Raw genomic sequence first — 19,264 nt, 5'->3', positions numbered from 1 at the left:
GCATCCCGGGCATGGACGTACTCATCTCGGGAGCGGGCATCGCCGGGCCCGCACTGGCTCACTGGCTGACGCGTTTCGGCTTCACCGCGACGGTGGTCGAACGCGCACCGTCGCCCCGCGCGGGTGGCCAGGCCGTGGACTTCCGCGGCGAGGCCCACCTGTCCGTGCTGCGGCGGATGGGCGTGCTCGACGCGGTGCTGGCCGCTCGGACCACCCCGCGCGACATGGTGTTCCGCGGTGTCGACGGACGCGAGCGGGCGCGGCTGCCCGGGTCGTTCACCGCGGGGGACGTCGAGATCCTCCGCGGTGACCTCTCCCGCCTGCTGCACGACCTGACCGACGCCGACGTGGAGTACGTGTTCGGCGACAGCATCACGGCGCTGCACGACGACGGCGCCGGCGTGGACGTGGAGTTCGCGCACGGGCGGCCGCGGCGGTTCGACTTCGTGGTCGGCGCCGACGGGATGCGTTCCGGGGTGCGGAGGCTGGTCTTCCCGTCGTACCGGCCGAAGTTCCAGGGCTACTACTTCGCGATCTGGGACGCCGAGGGCGACGACCACGACCTGACGTGCTCGCCGGGCGTGCTGAGCGCGCCGGGATGGCTGATGTACAGGTCGTCCGTGCCGCCCGAGCTGATGCCCGAGGAACTGGTGGCGCCGGGGATCTACTTCGACTCGATCAGCCAGGTCCGGATGCCCTCGGTGAGCTCCGGCCGCGTCACGCTGATCGGCGACGCCGGCTACGGCTCCACGCTGGGCGGCATGGGAACCGGACTCGCGGTCGTCTCCGCCTACGTGCTGGCGGGCGAGATGGCGGCGGGCGGGGACGCCTTCGCCCGTTACGAGGCGCGGATCGGCCCGTACGCACGGGGCTGCCAGGGCAACCCGGGACCGTTCCTCGCACCGGACACCAGGCTCGGGATGTGGGTGCGGGACCGGATGTTCGGGCTGCTGCCGAAGATGCCGATGGTGGCGCGGTTCGACATGAAGGCGGCGACCGCGATCAAGCTCCCCGAGTACGCGCCAGTTCGGTGAACACCTCTTCCACCTGCTGCTTGGCCGCCGCGTGCATCCACCCGAACCCGAGCTCTTGCCGGGCCTCGCGCAGCAGTTCCTCCGCTCGCGCGAAATCACCTCTGCGGTGGGCGATCCGGGCGAGGCCCGCGTTGGCGAGCGCGCGGGTCGCGGCCAGGCCCGCCCGCGTCGCCATCCGCAACGCCTGCCGGTAGTCGCGCTCGGCCTGCTCCTCGTCGATGTCGAGCAACCGGTCGGCACGCCTGCCCCTCAGCTCGGCGAGCTCCTCCTGGGCACCCAGCTCGGCGACGACCTCCAGGGCCTGGTCCGTCAGCGCGAGCGCTTCGGCCGGGTCCTCGGTCAACGTCGCCAGCACGTCGAGGACCTGGGCCGAACCCCAGCGCTCGCCCAGTTCCTGGAACCGCCGCAGGGCCTCGCGGGACTGCGCGACCGCCTGGACGCGGTCGCCGCGCGCGGCCCAGCCCGTGTAGGAGTTGCTGAACGCGATCAGGCCCTGGATCCACGGGTCGTCGCTGTGCTCCACCTCGTCCTGCAACGGCGTGCGGGGCGCGCCGGGATCCGGCGGACCGGTCAGCATGGCCCACGCGATGAGCACGAACGGTTGCGTGATCGGCCCTTCCAGCCTCCGGAGCACGGCCTGCACGCGCTCGGGAGCGGCGAGCGCGAGCAGGATCGCGTACTGCTCGCTGACCTCCTCGTCCACGACGGAGAGGAGTTCCTCCGCCAGGCCCTGGACCTCGACGCGGCTGCCCTTCACGTACCAGTACCAGGAGAGGTCGGCCACGAACCGCAGCGCCCGGCGCGGGTCGTGCCGCACCGCCCACCCGACGGCCTGCATCAGGTTCGCGTGCTCGGCGGTCAGGCGGGCGAACCAGCGGACCTGGTCCCGCCGGCGCAGTTCGGGATCCGCACGACGAGCGAGCGCGTGGAAGTACTCGGCGTGGGCGGCGTCGACGCGCTTGTGCTCCGAGCAGAACTCGCGGATGGTCTCCAGCATCCGGTAGCGGCCGTCCGCGGCCTCCACCAAGGACTTGTCCACCAACGCTTCCAGCACCTCGACGTCGTGCCCGCACACCTCCTCGACGGCCTCCAGGGTCGCCCCGCCGCCGAACGTCGCGAGGCACGCGGCCAGGTCGCGCTCGTCCTCGGACAGCAGGTCCCAGCTCCACTCCACGACGGCGCGCAGCGTCTGGTGCCGCGGCGCCGCGGCACGGTTTCCCTTGGTGAGCAATCGGAAGCGGTCGTTCAACCGGTCCGAGATCTCCTCGGTGGTGAGCGTCCGGGTGCGGGCGGCGGCCAGTTCGATCGCGAGCGGCAGGCCGTCGAGCTCCCGGCAGATGTCCGCGGTGTGCTGGTCCCGCACGAAGGACGGGTTGACGAGACGGGCGCGGTCGGTGAACAGGATGACGCTCTGCTCGGGGTCGAGCGGCGGCACCGGGCACAGCGTCTCCCCGGTGATGCCGAGCGGTTCCCTGCTGGTGGCGAGGATCCGCAACGACGGGCAGGCGCTGAGCAGGTGCCCGGCCAGCCGGGCGGCCTGCACGACCAGGTGCTCGCAGTTGTCGAGGACGAGCAACGCCGAACGCTCGCGCAACGCCAGCGTCAGGCGTTCCACGGGATCCAGCGCGGTTTCCTTGAGCCCCAACGCCTGCAGCGTCGCCGCCGCGACGTCCTTGGCCGGTGCCAGGTCGACGAAGACCGCGCCCGGACCGGCCGCCTGCAACGCGAGTCGGGTCTTGCCCGCACCACCGGGGCCGGTGAGCGTGACGAGCCGGGACGTCAGCGAGGCGATGCGCGCGAGTTCCTCCTGCCTGCCGACGAAGGTCGTCAGCTGCGCGGGCGGTTCGCGGTGGGTCTGGCCGCGCAGGACCTGGAGGTGCACGGCACGCAGTTCGGGGGACGGGTCGGTGCCGAGCTCCTCGGCGAGCAGGGTGCGGGCGTCCTCGAACGCCTGCAACGCCTCGGCCTGCCTGCCCTGCTGGTTCAGCGCCTGCACCAGGTAGCCGCGCAGCCGTTCGTCCAACGGGTTCTGCCGCACCAGCTCCTGGATCTCCGCGACGTCGGCCTTGCCGAGCCGGATCCGCGCGGCGGCGAGCGATCCCGCCGCGGAAGTCCGTTGTTGCTCCAGGCGCGTCGCGTGATCCGCCAGGGGGACGTCGGCGAGCGCCGGTCCGCGCCAGAGCCGCATCGCTTCGGACAAAAGGGATTCCGCCGCCTGCGGGTCGCCCTGCTCCAAGGCCCGCCGGCCGTCCGCCGCCAGCACGGCGAACCGGTGAGCGTCCACTTGGGACGCGGGTAGCACCAGGCGGTACCCGGCCGAGTGGAACTCGACCAGCGACGCGTCGCCGAGCGCCCGGCGCAGCCGCGAGACCTGACCCTGCAGGGCGTTCGCCGCGTCCGACGGCGGTTCGGCGCCGTAGAGCTCGTCGACCAGCCGGTCGAGCGGGACGATCTCGCCCACCCGGAGCGCGAGCAACGCCAGCAGGGTGCGCGGCCGCGGCCCACCCACCGCGATCTTGCCGTGCGGGGAATGCGCCTCAACGGGCCCGAGGATGCCGACGTGCACGGTGTCAGCGTACGAAGCGGCCAGGACTCGTACCCAGCACACGGCGAAAATGGCGCGTGAGGTGCGACTGGTCGTGGAACCCGGCCAGCACCGCGGCCTCCGCCGCCGGCCGTCCCTCGACCAGGTGGCCGCGGGCGATGTCCACCCGGCGACCGGTCAGGTACCGGTGCGGCGGCAGCCCGAACCGGCGGCTGAACGCCCGCACGAGGTGCGTGGGACTGGTCTGCAGCTCCGCGGCCGCCTCCGCCAGGGTGATCCCCGCCGGCAGCGAGGCGTCCAGCAGCTGCCGCAACCGGTCGGCCAGCGTCGGGTCCGCGTGCACGACGGGGGTGGTGCCGGCGAAGTGGTGCGCCAGCCGTTCGGTGATCAGCGCGAGCCGTGACGACGCCTCGAACGGGTCGTCCAGCGCGAGGTGCAGCTGGTGCACCCGCTGGCGCAGCAGCGGGTCGGGCAGCATCGGCGTGTCGACGGCCTTGCCGATCAGGTCGGACGGCAGCGCCGCGTCGTCGAGGTACAGCACGCGCTTGCGGAAGCCCGTCGGCAGCGCGGACCGGCCGTCGTGCGGCACGTGCGGTGGCAACAGCGTGACGCCGTCCACGAGAGCGCCGTGCTCGTGACGGTCCAGTTCGTACCGCACGGCCCCGGTGTCGAGCACCATCAACGTCCACGCGTCGTGCGTGTGCGCCGGGTAGACGTGCGTGGTGAAGGAGGCGTGGAAGACCTCCTTGATGCCTTCCACCGCGGGCTTCCACGCGGCCGTGCTCATGTCAGGAACGTACAAGACCGCACGCGCCGCTGCCCGCGATCGTGGTGTCCATGTTCGACACCAAGATCGCTGTGCTGCTGCGGGACGACCTGGCCGGCTGGCAGGCGCTGAACGTCACCGCCTTCCTCGTCAGCGGCCTGCCCGAGATGCTCAAGGGTGAGCCCTACGTCGACGCCGACGGCATGAAGTACCTGCCGATGTTCGGCCAGCCCGTGGTGGTGCTGCAGGGCGACGCGGAGCTGCTGAAGAAGGCCCACGGCAGGGCCCTGAACCGCGACCAGACGATGACCATCTTCACCGCCGACCTGTTCGCGACCGGCAACGACGCCGACAACCGCGCGGCCGTCCGCAAGGTGCACACGCAGGACCTCGACCTGGTCGGCATGGCCGTGCACGGCCAGAAGAACGCCGTCGACAAGATCTTCAAGGGCGCCCGGATGCACCCCTGACGAAACCGGGTTCTAATGCTCCGGTGATCAAGTTGCTCCGGATGGCCGTCTTCCTTCTGGTGCTTTCGGCGGAGATCTACCTGGTGGTCGTGCTGGGGGACCGGTTCCAGCCGGCGAACCACTACAGCTTCTTCACCATCCTGTCGAACCTCTTCGCGGCGGTGGTGATGCTGCTGGGCGTGTTCAGGCCGGTGTCGGCGCAGATCAGGGGCGCGGCCGTGGTCTACATGGCGACGACGGGACTCGTCTACTCGTTCCTGCTCCAAGGCATCGACGTGCAGACGCCGGCGTACGCGAACTGGGTGCTGCACATCATCGTGCCGGTCCTCGTCGTCGTGGAGTGGTTGCTCGCGCCGGAGAGGACCCGCAGGTGGTGGACCTGGCTCGCGTTCCCGCTGGCCTACCTGGTGTACTCGCTGGTCAGGGGTTCGATCGTCGGCTGGTACCCGTACCCGTTCCTCGACCCGCGCCGGCAGGGGTACAGCGGCGTGCTGGCGACCTGCCTGTTCGTCGCGGTGGTCTTCGTCGTGCTGGCGTTCGGGGTGTCTTGGGTCGGCACCAAATTGGCCCAGAAACGCAGTGCTTCGTTGTCCCAGAGCTAGGGCCAATCACCGTCCTACGGTCAGTGGCATGACCAGGCGACTCGCGTACGCACAGCTGACGAACTCCATCGGCGACGGCGGCTTCCTCGTCGTCTCGGCCCTCTACTTCACGCAGGTCGTGGGCCTGAGCGCGGCGAGGGTCGGCCTCGCGCTCACCCTCGCGTGGGGCGTCGGCGCCGTCGCCGGTGTCGGGCTGGGCCACCTCGCCGACCGGTGGGGACCGCGCACCACCGCCGTCGTGCTCGCCGCCGCCACGGCCGCCAGCATCGGCGTCCTGCTGCTCACCCGGAACTTCCCCGCGTTCGTGCTGGTCATGTGCCTGTACGCGAGCTTCCAGAGCGGGCTGCAGGCCTCCCGGCAGGCCCTGCTCGCCGGACTGACCACGCCCGAGGAGCGCACGCGGGCCCGTGCGCGGATCCAGTCCACGGCCAACGCCGGCATCGCGATCGGTGCGGCCGCGGGCGGGTTCGCGCTGCACCTGGGCACCGAGGCCGCCTACACGGCCGTGTTCGTGCTCGACGTCGTCGCGTTTCTCATCGCCGCGGTCGTCCTCGGCACGCTGCCCGAGACCGCCATGTCCCGGGCGAAGGGCAGGTTCGACGTCCTGAAGGACCGCCCGTACGCCCTGATCACGCTGATCAACGCCGTGATGCTGCTCTACATGCCGCTGCTGAGCCTGATCATCCCGTTGTGGATCGTGCAGCGCACCGAGGCACCGACGTGGCTCGCGGCCGCGTTGCTGGTGCTCAACACCGCGGCCGTCGTCCTGTACCAGGTCCGAATCGCCCGCCGCGCCACGGGACTCGGTGCGGCCTCGAAGCTCGTGCGGCACGCCGGACTGGTCATGCTCGCGTCCTGCGCGGTGTTCGCCGTGACGGCGTTCGGCGTCGGTGCCTGGCCCGCGGCGGCGTTGCTGGTCGCGGCCGCCGCGTTGCAGGTGCTCGGCGAGATGATGCTCGCCTCCGGTGCGTGGGAGATCAGCTTCTCCCTCGCGCCCGCCGACCGGCAGGGCCAGTACCAGGGCTTCTTCGCGACGGGCACGGCCGTCGCGCGCATGGTCGGCCCCGCCCTGCTCACGACCGTCGTGCTCGGCTGGGGCGCGATCGGCTGGGTGCTGGTCGGCGGGCTGTTCGTCGTGGCCGGTTACGCGATGGGACCCGCGGTGCGCTGGGCCCGCGAGAAGAACTCCACCAGTTCCGGTGCCATGACCGACGACTTGTACATGTGCGTCTGACCGGGCAGCGTCCTGTGGTCCGCTCCCACGACCTCCGCGACGTTCTTCATGGCGTTGCGGAGGTATTCGGGGCTCTTGCCGCCGTCCATCGCGAGTGTCGGCACCTCGACCTTCCACCGGTCGGTGGGCAGAGGCTCCCCGCGGCCGTCGTCGCCGAGGATCGTGAGGTCCCACGGCAGCGTGTGCGCGACGGGCTTGAGCTTCTTCCACACGGGCGTCAGCTTCATGATCGCCAGACCGAAGGCCGGCACGCCGACCAGTTTCATGAACGTCGAGAGCATTCCGGACCGGTCGCCGCGCGCGAGCATGTCGTTCATCCGCTCGACGATGTCCGCAGGACGCGGCTCGTACGTGTCGTCCACGACGAACGGCGCCTCGTAGATCGCGAGCCGGGAGATGGACGGCAGGCGTGAGGCCGCCTCGAGAGCCAGCACCGCGCCCGAGGAGACGCCGAAGACGAACGCACTGCCGCCCGCCTCCCTGATCACGGCGTCGATGTCCTCGACCTCGCGCTCCAGCGACCACGGCGTGGCGCCGTCCCCGGTCTCGCCGCGGCCACGCCGGTCGTAGGTGTACACCGTGAAGTTCTTGTCCAGCACGGACGCCAGCTCGGTGGACGGCCCGAACATCCGGTGGCACATCGCGCCGTCCACGAGGACCAGCGCAGGCCCGGAGCCGGTGACCGAGTAGGCGATCCCGGTGCCGTCGGCGGAAGTCGTGAAGCGGGTCATCGGTTCTCTCCCAGGGTGGTGTCGAGGAAGCCCTGCCAGTCCTGTTCGGACTCGTCGCCGGAGAAGACGTGGTGCGCGGCGATCATCGGGCCGCGGAAGCCCCGCATGAACCGGTACATGCCGCGGTCGGTGCGCAGGGCGAGCGTGTGGGCGTTGCGGTGGAACTCGACGGCGTCCGGCAGCTTCTCGGCCAGCGCCGCGTCGAGCCGCTTCCAGGCCTCGTCCCAGTCGGTGACCGCGGGCCCGAAGACCGTGAGCGGGCGGGCCGTGCGGCCGGGGAAGTGCGTCAGGTACTCGAGCAGCGTGCGCCGGAACAGCGCGCCGCCCAGCGTCATCGCCTCGAACTCGTCGGCCCAGTCGTCGCCGGGCAGGAAGCCGCTCGTGACCATCCGCAACACGGTGCTGCTCTGCTCGCGGGCCTCGACGAGGAACTCGTAGGCGATGAACCGGCCGTCGGGCGCCTCGCCGCTGGTGTGCGCGAAGTGGCGGCCGGGCTCGGAGGCGGTGATCGCGCTCGTCGGCGCGTACCCGCCGAAGGCCATCTTGACCTGGCCGTTCGCGACCTCGTTGCGGCCCATGAACCACGAGTCGATGCCCGGCCCCGTCGCGATGGCAGTCCAGACGTCCTCGACGGACGCCGGTACCTCGATCTCGTCGGCACTCGTGAACTCGTGGCCCATCGGTCTCCCTCTCCGGTGCGTGGAATGGTGCCATCCTGCTACCGACGATTCTCTTCGTCAAGACAGCGATACTCGTCTTGACAAAAAATCTTGTCGGTGATTCCGTTCTCGCCACACCGAGAACTGGAGGAACCCCATGTCCCGCATCGTGTGCGGCGTCGTCGCCGGCCCGCTCTACCTCGTCGTCGGCTACGCCCAGGCGTTCACCCGCGAGGGCTTCGACCTCGCACGGCACCCGTTCAGCATGCTCAGCCTCGGCTCGCTCGGGTGGATCCAGATCGCGAACTTCGTGGTCAGCGGCGCGTTGTTCCTGGTCGCGGCCACCGGCATGGCGAAGCACACGAAGTGGGGCGCGCGGCTGATCGGCCTGATGGGAGCGGGGATGGTCCTCGGCGGGGTGTTCGTCGCCGATCCCGCGATGGGGTTCCCGCTCGGCACACCGGACGGCCCGCCCGCCTCGATGTCGTGGCACGGCGCCCTGCACGCCGTCGCGTTCGGGATCGCGATGATCGGCTGGATCGGGGCGTGCTTCGTGTTCACGCGTAGGCTCGGGGGATGGCTGGCGGTGATGAGCGGCCTGACGGGCCTGCTGCTGGTGGTGCCGACGGCGTTCCTCGGCAGCCCCGGCGGGACGGTGCTGCTCTACGTGGTCGCGACGATCGGCTGGGTCTGGACCTCGATCGTGTCCCTGAGGCTGAACCGGCCTGCCTTCTCGAGCTGATCTGCCCGGAGTGCGGGCGCGTCACCACCGACGTGCACGCGCCCGGCTGTGAGGCCTGTCAGACGAGCTGATGCGCGTGCATCTTGCTGATGTCGTAGGAGACCCCGCAGAAAGTGCACTGCAGCCCGTACTTGCTGCTGATCGTGAACAGCGGGATGAAGAAGATGGTCGGCTTCGTGTAGCGCCGGAACAGGTTGTGCGCCGACTGGTGGTGGCAGTGCCCGCACACCAGCTGCAGCATCCGCAGCTGCTCGATCGTCGTCCGCCAGCCGAAAATGACCATCTGCTCTCCCTTTGCCGTTGTTCTTCTGACGTGCGGGATGCCCCCTGAGTTGCAGGGCGACGCCCGAATTCGGAAGGTGGAGGGTGTGACCACCCTGCTGCGGCCCTGGAACCTCGACGACGCACCGGTCATCCTGGCCGCCGCGGGCGAGGAGATGATGGCCCGCCAGTTCACCCTCCCGATCGACTCGCTCACCGCCGCGCAGGACTGGATCGCGCTGCTCATGGCCCGTCGCGAGGACGACACCGCCTACTCGTTCGCCGTGCTGCACGACGGGGTGCCCGTCGGCAACGCGGCGGTGTCGAGCGTCGAACGCCGTCACCTCACCGGGTGGATCTCGTACTGGATGCGGGAGGAGGCGCGGGGCAAGGGCCTCGCGACCGAGGCCTGCAAGGCCGTCAGCGAGTTCGCCTTCTCCGAGCTCGGCCTGTTCCGCCTGGAGCTCGCCCACCGCCTGGACAACCCCGCCTCCTGCCGCGTCGCCACGGGAGCGGGGTTCGCGGTCGAGGGCGTCGAACGCGCCCGGCTGCTCTACGACGGCGTCCGCTACGACACGGAAACGCACGCGCGTCTCGCCACGGACTGAGGTTCACTCCGCGCGTCGGCGGGTAGCCCGGAGTGCATGAGCGACGTGCAGGCCGAACTGCTGATGACCTTGACCAAGGTCGCCAAGGTCTTACGTGGAGCGGAGATCCCGTTCGCCCTGACCGGTGGTTGTGCCGGTTACGCGCGAGGCGGGCCCGTGAGTGAGCACGACGTCGACCTCCTGGTGAAGGAAGAGGACGTCAACGAAGCGGTGCGGGTGCTCGTGGAGGCGGGACTGCGCGGTGCGGAACCGCCGGAGGACTGGCTGCTGAAGGTCTACGACGGCGACTCGCTGGTGGACCTGCTCTTCCGGCCGAACGAACGCCCGGTGACCGACGAGACCCTCGCGATGGCCGAGGAGATGCCCGTCGGTTCGGTGATGCTGCCGGTGATGCCGGCGACGTTCGTCCTGAGCAGCAAGCTGCTCGTGCTGGACGGGCACCGCTGCGACTTCAGCGAGCTGCTGCCGTTCGCACGGGCGTTGCGCGAACAGATCGACTGGGACCAGGTGCGCGAGGAGACCAAGCACTCTCCTTATGCGGAAGCGTTCCTGGTGCTCATCGAACGCCTGGACATCATCGGGAGGGGCCATGAGTTCCGAGCAGTACCTGGCGGCAAATCTGCGTAGGGCGGTGGCCGAGGACCCGCGGACCGCCGAGCTCGGCGTGCGCGTCACCGTGCGCGGCGACAACGTGATGCTCTCCGGCGACGTGGCGTGCGCCGACCGGCGTGCCGCCCTGGAGGAGGTCCTGCACGAGGCCGCCCCGGAGCTGAAGATCCTCAACGACGTGCGCGTGACACCTGCGGGCGAACCGGAGGGTGAGGAGGACCTGCGATGATCCGAGTCGCGGCGGTCGGGGACATCCACCTCGGCGAGGACATGCGCGGGCACCTGCGTCCGGCGTTGGAGAAGGTCGGCGAGCACGCCGACGTCCTGCTCCTCGCCGGTGACCTGACCCGGCACGGCACGGTCGTCGAGGCCGAGGTGGTCGCGGACGAGTTCGCGGACCTCCCGGTGCCCGTCGTCGCCGTGCTGGGCAACCACGACCACCAGGACGACAAGCCCCTCGAGGTCACCAAGACCCTGGAGGACAAGGGCATCCACGTGCTGGAAGGCACGACGTTCACCCATCGGGTCAACGGTTGCTCGATCGGCATCGGTGGGGTGAAGGGGTTCGGCGGCGGGTTCGCCGGCAAGTGCGGCAGCGCGTTCGGTGAGCGCGAGATGAAGGCGTTCATCCAGCACACCTGCGACATCGCGGAGAACCTGAAGGGCGCACTGTCCGAACTGGACACGGACATCAAGGTCGCGCTGACGCACTACGCGCCGGTGCCCGACACGTTGCGCGGGGAGCCGCCGGAGATCTACCCGTTCCTCGGCTCGTACCTGCTCGGCGAGGCCATCGACGCGACCGGGACGGATCTCGCCGTGCACGGCCACGCGCACTTCGGCACCGAGCACGGCCTGACGCCGGGCGGGGTGCGGGTCCGCAACGTCGCGCAGCCCATCATCCGTTCCGCCTACACGGTCTACGTGCTGGAAGGGAACAACTCATGACCGTCGGGGACTTCGTCGTGCAACGCCTGCGCGACTGGGGTGTGAAGCAGGTGTTCGCCTACCCCGGCGACGGCATCAACGGGATCGTGGCCGCGTTCGGCAAGGCGGACAACGACCCGAAGTTCGTCCAGACCCGGCACGAGGAGATGGCCGCGTTCGCCGCGGTCGGCTTCGCCAAGTTCAGCGGCGACGTCGGTGTGTGCCTAGCGACCTCGGGGCCGGGCGCGATCCACCTGCTCAACGGCCTGTACGACGCGAAGCTCGACCACGTGCCGGTCGTCGCTATCGTCGGCCAGACCGCCCGCACCGCGATGGGCGGCAGCTACCAGCAGGAGGTCGACCTCCACTCGCTGTTCCGCGACGTCGCCTCGTTCCTGGTGGACGTGACGGTGCCCGAGCAGTTGCCGAACGCGCTGGACCGCGCGATGCGCACGGCCCAGGCCGAGCGCGCGCCGGCCGTGCTGATCATCCCGAACGACGTGCAGGAGCAGGAGTACTCGCCACCCAAGCACGAGTTCAAGTACATCCCGTCGAGTCCGCCGTCGCGCCCCTCGTCGTCCGTCGTGCCCGCCCTGGACGACGTCCGGCGCGCGGCCGAGGTGCTGAACAGCGGCGAGAAGGTCGCGATCCTGATCGGCCAGGGCGCCCGCGAGGCCGCCGAGGAGGTGCGCGCGGTCGCCGACCTGCTCGGTGCCGGCGTCGCGAAGGCGTTGCTCGGCAAGGACGTGCTGCCCGACGACCTGCCGTACGTGACGGGCTCGATCGGGCTGCTCGGCACCCGGCCGTCGTACGAGATGATGCGCGACTGCGACCGGTTGCTGATCGTCGGCTCGAACTTCCCGTACTCCCAGTACCTGCCGCAGTACGGCAAGGCGCGCGGGGTGCAGGTCGACGTCGACGGCCGTTCGATCGGCATGCGCTACCCGACCGAGGTCAACCTCGTCGGCGACGCGCGGGAGACGTTGCGCGCGCTGATCCCGTTGCTGGAGGAGAAGACCGACCGCTCGTGGCGGGAGACGATCGAGAAGAACGTCGAGCGCTGGTGGGAGGTCGTCGAACGGCAGGCGCAGGTGCCGGCCGATCCCGTCAACCCGATGCGGATCGTCTCGGAGCTCTCGAAACGACTGCCGCACAACGCGATCGTCACCGCCGACTCGGGCTCGGCGACGAACTGGTACGCGCGGTTGCTGAAGATCCGCGGGAACGTCCGGTCGTCGCTGTCCGGCACGCTCGCCACGATGGGCTGCGCCGTCCCGTACGCGCTCGGTGCCGCCTTCGCGCAGCCCGGCAGGCCGTTGATCGCGCTGGTCGGCGACGGCGCGATGCAGATGAACGGCATGGCGGAGTTGTTGACGCTGCGCCGGTACGGCATCCGTTGCGTGGTCTGCGTCTTCCACAACAACGACCTCAACCAGGTCACGTGGGAGCTTCGCGCGATGGGTGGAGCGCCGAAGTTCGAGGAGTCGCAGTCGCTCCCGGATATCTCGTACGCCGCCTTCGCGCGGTCCATCGGCCTGCAGGGCATCGAGATCAACGACCCGGCGCAGCTCGGCACGGCGTGGGAGACCGCGCTCGCGTTCGACGGCTCGACCGTGCTCGACGTGCGCTGCGACCCGGACGTGCCGCCGATCCCGCCGCACGCGACGTTCGAGCAGATCAAGGACATGACCGAGGCGGTGCTGCGAGGCGACCCCGACGCGTGGGGCGTGTTGCGCCGCGGAGTCCAAACCAAGATCCAGGAGTTGCTGCCGTGAAACTGGGCTATTTCCTTTCCTCGGAAGAACACGGGCCGCGCGAGCTGGTCCGCAACGCACGCATGGCCCAGGAGCAGGGCTTCGAGGCGCTGTGGATCTCCGACCACTTCCACCCGTGGAACGACGAACAGGGCCAGTCGCCGTTCGTCTGGGGCACGATCGGCGCGCTGTCGGAGGCCGTGACGCTGCCCATCACCACGGCCGTGACGTGCCCGATCGTCCGCATCCACCCGGCCGTCATCGCGCAGGCCGCCGCCACCGCCGCCGTGCAGACCGAGGGCAGGTTCGTCCTCGGCGTCGGCAGCGGTGAGGCGCTGAACGAGCACGTGCTGGGTGACCGCTGGCCGTCTGCGGACGTGCGCCTGGAGATGCTGGAGGAGGCGATCGGCCTCATCCGCACGCTGCACCAGGGTGACGAGGTCACGCACCACGGCAAGCACTACACCGTGGAGAACGCCCGCATCTACACCGTGCCCGAACGCCCGGTGCCGATCTACGTGTCGGCGTTCGGCCCGAAGGCGGTCAAGCTCGCGGCCCGCTGCGGCGACGGCTACGTGTCGGTCGGTCCCGCCGGCGACCTGGTGGAGAAGTACCGCGCCGAGGGCGGCCGCGGCCCGGCGCAGAGCGGCCTGAAGGTCTGCTGGGCGGAGTCCGAAGAGGACGCCGTGGCGACCGCGCACCGCCTGTGGCCCAACGACGGCCTGCCCGGCGAACTGGCCCAGGTGCTGCCGACGCCCAAGCACTTCGAGCAGGCGTCCGAACTCGTCACGCCGGACATGATCAGGGAAGCGGTCCCGTGCGGCCCCGACCCCGAGAAGTACGCGGAGAAGATCAAGGAGTTCGCCGACGCCGGGTTCGACGAGGTCTACGTGCAGCAGATCGGGCCTGACCAGCAGGGTTTCTTCGAGTTCTGGGCCAAGCAGGTCGTGCCGCTGATCGATGTTTGATGAGAGGGGCGCAGGGCATCCGCTCCTATGAGGAGATTCCTGCGCGAGCACAGCCTGACGCTCGTTTTCGGGGGACTGTTCCTCGCGGCGCTGGTCGGCCAGTTCTTCGCGGGCCACGCCGACTACAACGAGCGTCAGGCCGCGTTGGGGCAGCCGGTGCTGTCCCTGGGGTCGTACCTGTTCTCCGCCGACTTCCTCGTGGACGTCGTGGAGAACTGGCAGTCCGAGTACCTGCAGTTCTTCCTGTACGTGACCGCGACCGTCTGGCTGATCCAGCGCGGTTCGACGGAGTCGAAGCCGGCGAAGAAGGCAGGCCGCGAGACCGACCAGGAGCAGCAGGTCGGCGCGTACGTGAAGCCGGACTCGCCGAAGTGGGCGCGGGCAGGTGGCTGGCGCACGGCGTTCTACTCCAGGTCGCTGGGCCTCGTGATGCTGGTGCTGTTCCTGTTCTCGTGGTCCCTGCAGTGGGTCGCGGGCTGGTACGCCAACAACTCCGACCCGCTGGCGGAGAAGATGGGCCTGTTCGACTACTTCCTGAGCGCCGACTTCTGGAACCGGTCGCTGCAGAACTGGCAGTCGGAGTTCCTCGCGATCGCGTCGATGGCGATCCTCAGCGTCTACCTGCGCGAGCGCGGGTCGCCCGAGTCGAAGCCGGTCGGGGCGCCGCACTCGGTGAGCGACAGGTCCGGTTAGCGGAAAGCGCGGCGGGACCCGTTGTCCCACCGTGCTTCCCGTGGTGGCGCGGCGGAACCCGAGCCCCACCGCGCCACCAGGCGACGCGACCACCTTCTCGGGCCGTCGACCGCCGCCTAGGCGAGGATCTCGCCGACCGTGCCGGCACCCACGGTCTTGCCGCCCTCGCGGATCGCGAAGCCCAGCCCGGTGTCCATCGCCACCGCCTTGCCCAGCTCCACCACGACCTCGACGGTGTCCCCTGGCAGCGCCAGCGTCCTGTCGAGCTCCACCACGCCGACGACGTCGCCGGTGCGGAAGTGGAACTGCGGGCGGTAGTTCGACGCGATACCGGTGTGCCTGCCGCCCTCGGCGTGCGAGAGCAGGTACACCGACGCGCGGAACCGGGTGTGCGGCGCGACGCTGCCCGGCAGCGCCAGCACCTGGCCGCGCCGGACGTCGCCGCGCTTCACGCCGCGCAGCAGGATCGCGGCGTTGTCCCCCGCCTGCGCCTGCTGCATCGGCTTGCCGAACGTCTCGATGCCGGTGGCGACCGAGGTCACCGCCGAGCCGAGACCGAGCACCTCGACCTGGTCGCCGAGGCCGAGCACACCCCGCTCCACCGCACCGGTCACGACCGTGCCGCGGCCGGTGATGGTCAGGACGTTCTCGATCGGCATCAGGAACGGCCCGGTGACGTCCCGCTCCGGCACCGGGACGTGGGAGTCCACGGCGTCGAGCAGGTCCACCACCGACTGCACCCACCGCGGGTCGCCCTGCAGCGCGCGCAGGCCGGACACCCGCACGACCGGCGTGGCGTCGCCGTCGAAGCCGTACCGGGAGAGCAGGTCGCGGATCTCCAGCTCCACCAGGTCGAGCAGCTCCGGGTCGCTCACCGCGTCGGCCTTGTTCAACGCCACCACCACGTGCGGTACGCCCACCCGGTGCGCCAGCACCACGTGCTCCCGCGTCTGCGGCATCGTGCCGTCCTCGGCGGACACCACGAGGATCGCGCCGTCGAGCTGCGCCGCCCCCGTGATCATGTTCTTCACGTAGTCGGCGTGGCCGGGCATGTCGACGTGCGCGTAGTGCCGCGTCGGCGTCTCGTACTCGACGTGCGCGATGTTGATCGTGATGCCGCGGGCCAGCTCCTCCGGCGCCCGGTCGATCCGGTCGAACGCCGTGAAGGTCGTGCCCGTCGGGTCCTTTTCGGACAGAACCTTGGTGATCGCCGCGGTGAGCGTGGTCTTGCCGTGGTCGACGTGGCCCATCGTGCCGATGTTGAGGTGCGGCTTGGCGCGCACGAACTCCTGCTTCATCTTCCTGTTCCTCGGTGCGAAACGGTGGCTCAGAACCGATGGACCGCCACAACCCTCCTCCAGTGGTCCTGAAGGATGGACTGGAGAAGGGTCAGAGTCGGGCGCCGGCCAGCGCTGCCGAGGCGACGGCGAGCGCGTCCGCGGGCACACCCGCGCACGTGTTGAGCTCAGCCGTCAGGAACATGCGGTGATCGTGACAGGCGTGCTGGACCGCTGTCACCTGGTTTTCCGCCGGTCTGGTCAACGCCCGTGCGGACGAACACCTTTCCACTGCCCGGAGCGCGGCAAACCTGGGACAGTGAGTCGCACAGACCAGCCAGGAGCAGCTGCCATTCCGGACCGACTCCCCGTGCTCACCGCCATCTACCAAGCAGACCGGGCCGACCGGGCCACCACCCTGACCGTGAGTCTCGCGACGATCGGCGTCACCACGACCTACCTCATCGGCACGATCGCCTTCTACGACAAACTCGATCTCCTCGGCTGGGCGATCAGCCTCCTGCCGTTCCCGCTGCTGTGCACCGCCGCTTTCCACGCGCAACTGCTCAACCTCGCGGCCGTCCGAGCCCGGTCGATCCTCACCCTCGAACGCGCTCTCCTCGCCGCGACCGACCACGGCGAGAGCCACTCCCTCGACCCCTCCCGCATCGGCGCGACCGCCGCCGAACACGCCACCAACATCCACACCGCGGGCACACCCCTCCGCCTCGCGATGCTCATCGCTTACAGCGGGGCGGGCATCATCCCCCTCGCCTACACGGCCCTCATGCTGGTCAAAGCGGCGCACCACCTCGGCGGCTGGGTCGCCGTCCCCGCGGCGCTCTACCTGATCCTGCTCGTCCCGATCGTCTTCGCCTGGCGGGACAGCGCCACGAAGCTCGACTTCAACGCCACCGCGAACCCGACGACCAGCGCCTGACCAGAAGCCGCGTGGACTAGACCGTTGTCACCTGGTTCTCCGCGAGCCCGATCAGCGTCCGCGCGGCCGGGCTGTGCGGACCTTCCGCGCGCCACGCGAACGCGAGCCTGCTGTGCGGCACGGGATCGGTGATCCGAACGGCGTGCAGGTCGCCCACCATCGACCGCGCCAGGACCGCCGGCCCGAGCCCGCGCTGCGCCAGCGTGATCACCATCGGGGGCGCGGACGCCTCGAACGCGATCCGCGGCCGGCGCGCACCGCAGGCCGCGTCCAGCGCCCCGCGCAGTCCGGTGCCCGGCGGCAGGCAGATCAGCCCGCGCTCCAGCAACTCCTCCAGCGGCACGGATTCCCTGCCGTACCAGGGATCCGAGGCCGACACCGCGGCCACGAGCGGTTCGTCGGCCAGCACCCGGACAGCCACCCCCTCGGGCTCCGCACCCGCGTAGCCGACGAGTGCGAAGTCCAGCCGACCGTCCACAAGCGACTCGATCAACGTGGAGGAGTTGGCCTCCGACAACGTGATCTCGACGTCGGGGAACGACGTGTGGAACGCCGACAGCAGTTCGGGGAGGTCCATGATCCCGCACGACACGACCATCCCGACCCGCACGGAGCCGCGCACCAGCCCGGCCATCTCCTCCACGGTCCGCCGGGCCGACTCCACCGACCCCAGTGCCGCCCGCGCCAGCGGCAGCACCGCCGCGCCCACGCCGGTCAGCGTGACGGTGCGTCCCGAGCGGTCCAGCAGGTCGTGCCCGAGTTCCCGCTCCAGCCGCCGGATCTGCGCGCTGATCCCGGGCTGGGCGACGTGCACCCGTTCCGCCGCGCGCGTGAACGAGCCCTCCTCCGCGACCGCGACGAAGTACTCCAGCTGCCGAAGCTCCATAACGAATGATTATAGACAGCGGAAGATCTAGATCTTGGACATATAGACGCAGGTCGGCAACCCTGGAGACATGCAGATCTTCTACCCCGGAGACGCCGGTTACGACGAGGAACGCAGCGGTTTCCAGACCGGGCTCCGCCACGAACCGCAGGTGGTCTTCGCCGTGGAGAACGTCCAGGACGTCGAGGACGCCGTCGGCCACGCCGAGTCCCACGGCCTCGAGTACGCGATCCAGACCACCGGTCACGGCCTGACCACCGCCACGACCGGCGTCCTGATCTCCACCAGGCGCCTGAACGCGGTCGAGGTCGACCCCGCGACGGGCACGGCCAGGGCCGAGGCGGGCGCTGTCTGGCAGCAGGTGGTCGAGAAGGCCGCCCCGCACGGTCTCGCCCCGCTCAGCGGCGACGCGAGCGACGTGGGCGTCGTCGGCTACACCCTCGGCGGCGGCTTCAGCGTGCTGGCCAGGGAGTTCGGCTTCGCGAGCGATCGCGTCACCAGGACGGAGAAGGTCGGCGACGTCGTCACCGCGCTGGAGTTCGAGCTCCTGCCCGTCGAGCGGGTGCACGCGGGCGAGCTGTTCTTCGAGGCCCGGTACGAGCGCGAGGTGGTCGAGGCGTTCCACACCTGGGACCTGCCCGACCACGTCACCCCGGCGCTCACCACCCTCGGTGACGTCGTGCGGATCACCTTCGCGAGCACGAAGCCGTTCGACGTCGGCCACCTCCGCGTCGCGCCCGTGCTCAAGGAGGACTTGGGCCTGAAGCCGTTCGCCGAGGTTGCCGGCAGGCCGCTGCCGCCGCACACCTACCAGGGTGACAACGTGCTGCTCCGGGACCTGCCGTTGGAGGCGCTCCAACGCGCCAGGGAGATCGCCGCGCGCTCCACCGCCGAGATCTTCCTGGGCGTGCTCCCGCTCGGTGCCGCCCTCGGCTCGGAGGCCACCCACCTGCTGAAACTCATCTCGCCGCGACTGGGCGTCCAGGAGCAGCACGAAGAGGTGTTCGAGGCGGTCCGACCGTTCGTGGTCGGACGTTCGCGGAACTTCCGCTACGCCGTGGGATAGGTTGTGATGGGGAAGCAACGGTCGTAACGTCGGAGACGTAACCGGGTTCAGCAGCGTGCTCGGAGTCAGGGTCTCGTGCGCTTCGGCCACCGGGGAGTGCTGGTGAACGAAGAACAGTTTGAGGAATCACCGCTGCTCACGGTCCGTGCCACCGAGGTGGCGGGTGTGGTGGTCGTAGCGGTGGAAGGCGAGATCGACGTCGACACGGCGGATCTCGTGCTGGACGCCGTCCGCCTCGCCCTGACCACGACCGGGCCCGCGCTGATCGCCGACCTGACCCAGGTCACCTTCTTCGGCTCGACCGGCATCTCCACGCTGATCTCGGCGCACGAGATCGCCGACGAGCACGGCAGGAAGCTGCACGTCGTGGCACCGCAACGGGCCGTGAGACGGCCTCTGCAGGTCACGGGCGTGGCCGACGTCCTGCCGCTCTACGACTCCGTCGACGAGGTGCTGACGGCGTTGAAACCGGTGCCCAGCGAGTAGGCACCG

22 protein-coding genes are annotated in these 19,264 nt (G+C 70.0%); 15 read left to right on the top strand and 7 right to left on the bottom strand.

Annotation, left to right across the window (positions count from 1 at the left end; all coding sequences use genetic code 11):
• Positions 1–11 precede the first annotated feature (11 nt).
• Positions 12–1,034 (top strand): FAD-dependent monooxygenase, encoded by a 1,023-nt coding sequence (locus BMY74_RS29225; RefSeq protein ID WP_177229975.1) that lies wholly within the window; start codon positions 12–14, stop codon positions 1,032–1,034.
• Here the strand turns inward: BMY74_RS29225 and BMY74_RS29220 are convergent.
• Both BMY74_RS29220 and BMY74_RS29215 read right to left on the bottom strand, forming a co-directional pair.
• Positions 1,003–3,600, bottom strand: a complete 2,598-nt coding sequence (locus BMY74_RS29220) for an AfsR/SARP family transcriptional regulator (protein ID WP_143091741.1) — start codon at positions 3,598–3,600, stop codon at positions 1,003–1,005. The genes BMY74_RS29225 and BMY74_RS29220 overlap by 32 nt on opposite strands.
• Positions 3,601–3,604: 4 nt before the next feature.
• On the bottom strand, positions 3,605–4,366 hold the full coding sequence (locus tag BMY74_RS29215) for an AraC family transcriptional regulator (RefSeq protein ID WP_089921692.1): 762 nt from the start codon (positions 4,364–4,366) through the stop codon (positions 3,605–3,607).
• Positions 4,367–4,416: 50 nt separating this feature from the next.
• On the opposite strand from BMY74_RS29215, the gene BMY74_RS29210 reads away from it, so the two are divergent.
• The 3 genes from BMY74_RS29210 to BMY74_RS29200 are packed head-to-tail and all read left to right on the top strand — an operon-like array spanning position 4,417 to position 6,651.
• Entirely contained in the window at positions 4,417–4,815 is a 399-nt protein-coding gene (locus BMY74_RS29210; RefSeq protein ID WP_089921765.1) for a DUF2000 domain-containing protein, read from the top strand.
• Between the two features lie 23 nt (positions 4,816–4,838).
• Positions 4,839–5,417, top strand: coding sequence for a Pr6Pr family membrane protein (locus tag BMY74_RS29205; protein ID WP_089921690.1), 579 nt, complete (start codon positions 4,839–4,841; stop codon positions 5,415–5,417).
• Positions 5,418–5,445: 28 nt separating this feature from the next.
• Positions 5,446–6,651: an MFS transporter gene (locus BMY74_RS29200; protein WP_089921687.1), complete on the top strand. Its 1,206-nt coding sequence runs from the start codon at positions 5,446–5,448 to the stop codon at positions 6,649–6,651.
• Here the strand turns inward: BMY74_RS29200 and BMY74_RS29195 are convergent.
• Both BMY74_RS29195 and BMY74_RS29190 read right to left on the bottom strand, forming a co-directional pair.
• Entirely contained in the window at positions 6,561–7,382 is an 822-nt protein-coding gene (locus BMY74_RS29195) for an alpha/beta fold hydrolase (protein WP_089921684.1), read from the bottom strand. The two genes, BMY74_RS29200 and BMY74_RS29195, sit on opposite strands and share 91 nt — an antisense overlap.
• A complete protein-coding gene (locus BMY74_RS29190) occupies positions 7,379–8,062 on the bottom strand; it encodes an SRPBCC family protein (RefSeq protein WP_089921682.1) in 684 nt (227 codons plus the stop codon). Before BMY74_RS29190 ends, BMY74_RS29195 begins: the two co-directional genes overlap by 4 nt.
• A 136-nt stretch (positions 8,063–8,198) precedes the next feature.
• On the opposite strand from BMY74_RS29190, the gene BMY74_RS29185 reads away from it, so the two are divergent.
• Entirely contained in the window at positions 8,199–8,783 is a 585-nt protein-coding gene (locus BMY74_RS29185; protein WP_089921680.1) for a DUF998 domain-containing protein, read from the top strand.
• 58 nt (positions 8,784–8,841) lie between these two features.
• Here the strand turns inward: BMY74_RS29185 and BMY74_RS29180 are convergent, their stop codons facing one another.
• Positions 8,842–9,066 (bottom strand): zinc-ribbon domain-containing protein, encoded by a 225-nt coding sequence (locus BMY74_RS29180; RefSeq protein ID WP_089921678.1) that lies wholly within the window; start codon positions 9,064–9,066, stop codon positions 8,842–8,844.
• 85 nt (positions 9,067–9,151) lie between these two features.
• On the opposite strand from BMY74_RS29180, the gene BMY74_RS29175 reads away from it, so the two are divergent.
• From BMY74_RS29175 to BMY74_RS29145, 7 genes are read left to right on the top strand one after another with little or no spacing between them, the layout of a single operon-like run.
• Positions 9,152–9,652 carry a GNAT family N-acetyltransferase gene (locus BMY74_RS29175; protein WP_218159781.1) on the top strand — a complete coding sequence of 167 codons (501 nt, stop codon included), beginning with the start codon at positions 9,152–9,154 and terminating at the stop codon, positions 9,650–9,652.
• Between the two features lie 36 nt (positions 9,653–9,688).
• Positions 9,689–10,279 carry a nucleotidyltransferase family protein gene (locus BMY74_RS29170; protein WP_089921673.1) on the top strand — a complete coding sequence of 197 codons (591 nt, stop codon included), beginning with the start codon at positions 9,689–9,691 and terminating at the stop codon, positions 10,277–10,279.
• A complete protein-coding gene (locus BMY74_RS29165) occupies positions 10,242–10,490 on the top strand; it encodes a BON domain-containing protein (protein ID WP_089921671.1) in 249 nt (82 codons plus the stop codon). Before BMY74_RS29170 ends, BMY74_RS29165 begins: the two co-directional genes overlap by 38 nt.
• Positions 10,487–11,209, top strand: a complete 723-nt coding sequence (locus tag BMY74_RS29160; protein ID WP_177229974.1) for a metallophosphoesterase family protein — start codon at positions 10,487–10,489, stop codon at positions 11,207–11,209. Before BMY74_RS29165 ends, BMY74_RS29160 begins: the two co-directional genes overlap by 4 nt.
• A complete protein-coding gene (locus BMY74_RS29155) occupies positions 11,206–12,963 on the top strand; it encodes a thiamine pyrophosphate-requiring protein (protein WP_089921668.1) in 1,758 nt (585 codons plus the stop codon). The genes BMY74_RS29160 and BMY74_RS29155 overlap by 4 nt, the downstream gene beginning before the upstream one ends.
• Positions 12,960–13,910 (top strand): TIGR03557 family F420-dependent LLM class oxidoreductase, encoded by a 951-nt coding sequence (locus BMY74_RS29150; RefSeq protein WP_089921666.1) that lies wholly within the window; start codon positions 12,960–12,962, stop codon positions 13,908–13,910. The genes BMY74_RS29155 and BMY74_RS29150 overlap by 4 nt, the downstream gene beginning before the upstream one ends.
• 27 nt (positions 13,911–13,937) lie before the next feature.
• On the top strand, positions 13,938–14,603 hold the full coding sequence (locus BMY74_RS29145; protein ID WP_089921664.1) for a DUF6766 family protein: 666 nt from the start codon (positions 13,938–13,940) through the stop codon (positions 14,601–14,603).
• A gap of 116 nt (positions 14,604–14,719) precedes the next feature.
• Here BMY74_RS29145 and tuf read toward each other — a convergent pair whose 3' ends face one another.
• Complete coding sequence (gene tuf, locus BMY74_RS29140) at positions 14,720–15,901, bottom strand: elongation factor Tu (protein WP_089921662.1); 1,182 nt, start codon at positions 15,899–15,901, stop codon at positions 14,720–14,722.
• A 349-nt stretch (positions 15,902–16,250) separates the two neighbouring features.
• Here tuf and BMY74_RS29135 point away from each other — a divergent pair, with 349 nt between their 5' ends.
• Positions 16,251–16,820, top strand: a complete 570-nt coding sequence (locus tag BMY74_RS29135; RefSeq protein WP_089921660.1) for a hypothetical protein — start codon at positions 16,251–16,253, stop codon at positions 16,818–16,820.
• 16 nt (positions 16,821–16,836) lie between these two features.
• Here BMY74_RS29135 and BMY74_RS29130 read toward each other — a convergent pair whose 3' ends face one another.
• Positions 16,837–17,706 carry a LysR family transcriptional regulator gene (locus BMY74_RS29130; protein ID WP_089921658.1) on the bottom strand — a complete coding sequence of 290 codons (870 nt, stop codon included), beginning with the start codon at positions 17,704–17,706 and terminating at the stop codon, positions 16,837–16,839.
• A gap of 70 nt (positions 17,707–17,776) precedes the next feature.
• Here BMY74_RS29130 and BMY74_RS29125 point away from each other — a divergent pair, with 70 nt between their 5' ends.
• Positions 17,777–18,772: an FAD-binding oxidoreductase gene (locus BMY74_RS29125; RefSeq protein ID WP_089921656.1), complete on the top strand. Its 996-nt coding sequence runs from the start codon at positions 17,777–17,779 to the stop codon at positions 18,770–18,772.
• Positions 18,773–18,874: 102 nt separating this feature from the next.
• Entirely contained in the window at positions 18,875–19,258 is a 384-nt protein-coding gene (locus BMY74_RS29120) for an STAS domain-containing protein (RefSeq protein WP_177229973.1), read from the top strand.
• The last annotated feature ends 6 nt before the right edge of the window (positions 19,259–19,264 follow it).

Origin of the sequence: Lentzea albida, assembly GCF_900111005.1 — a bacterium.
Taxonomy (GTDB): domain Bacteria; phylum Actinomycetota; class Actinomycetes; order Mycobacteriales; family Pseudonocardiaceae; genus Lentzea; species Lentzea albida.
The sequence above is the reverse complement of the archived record's forward strand: the minus strand, read 5'-3'. Positions and strand labels throughout refer to the sequence as shown.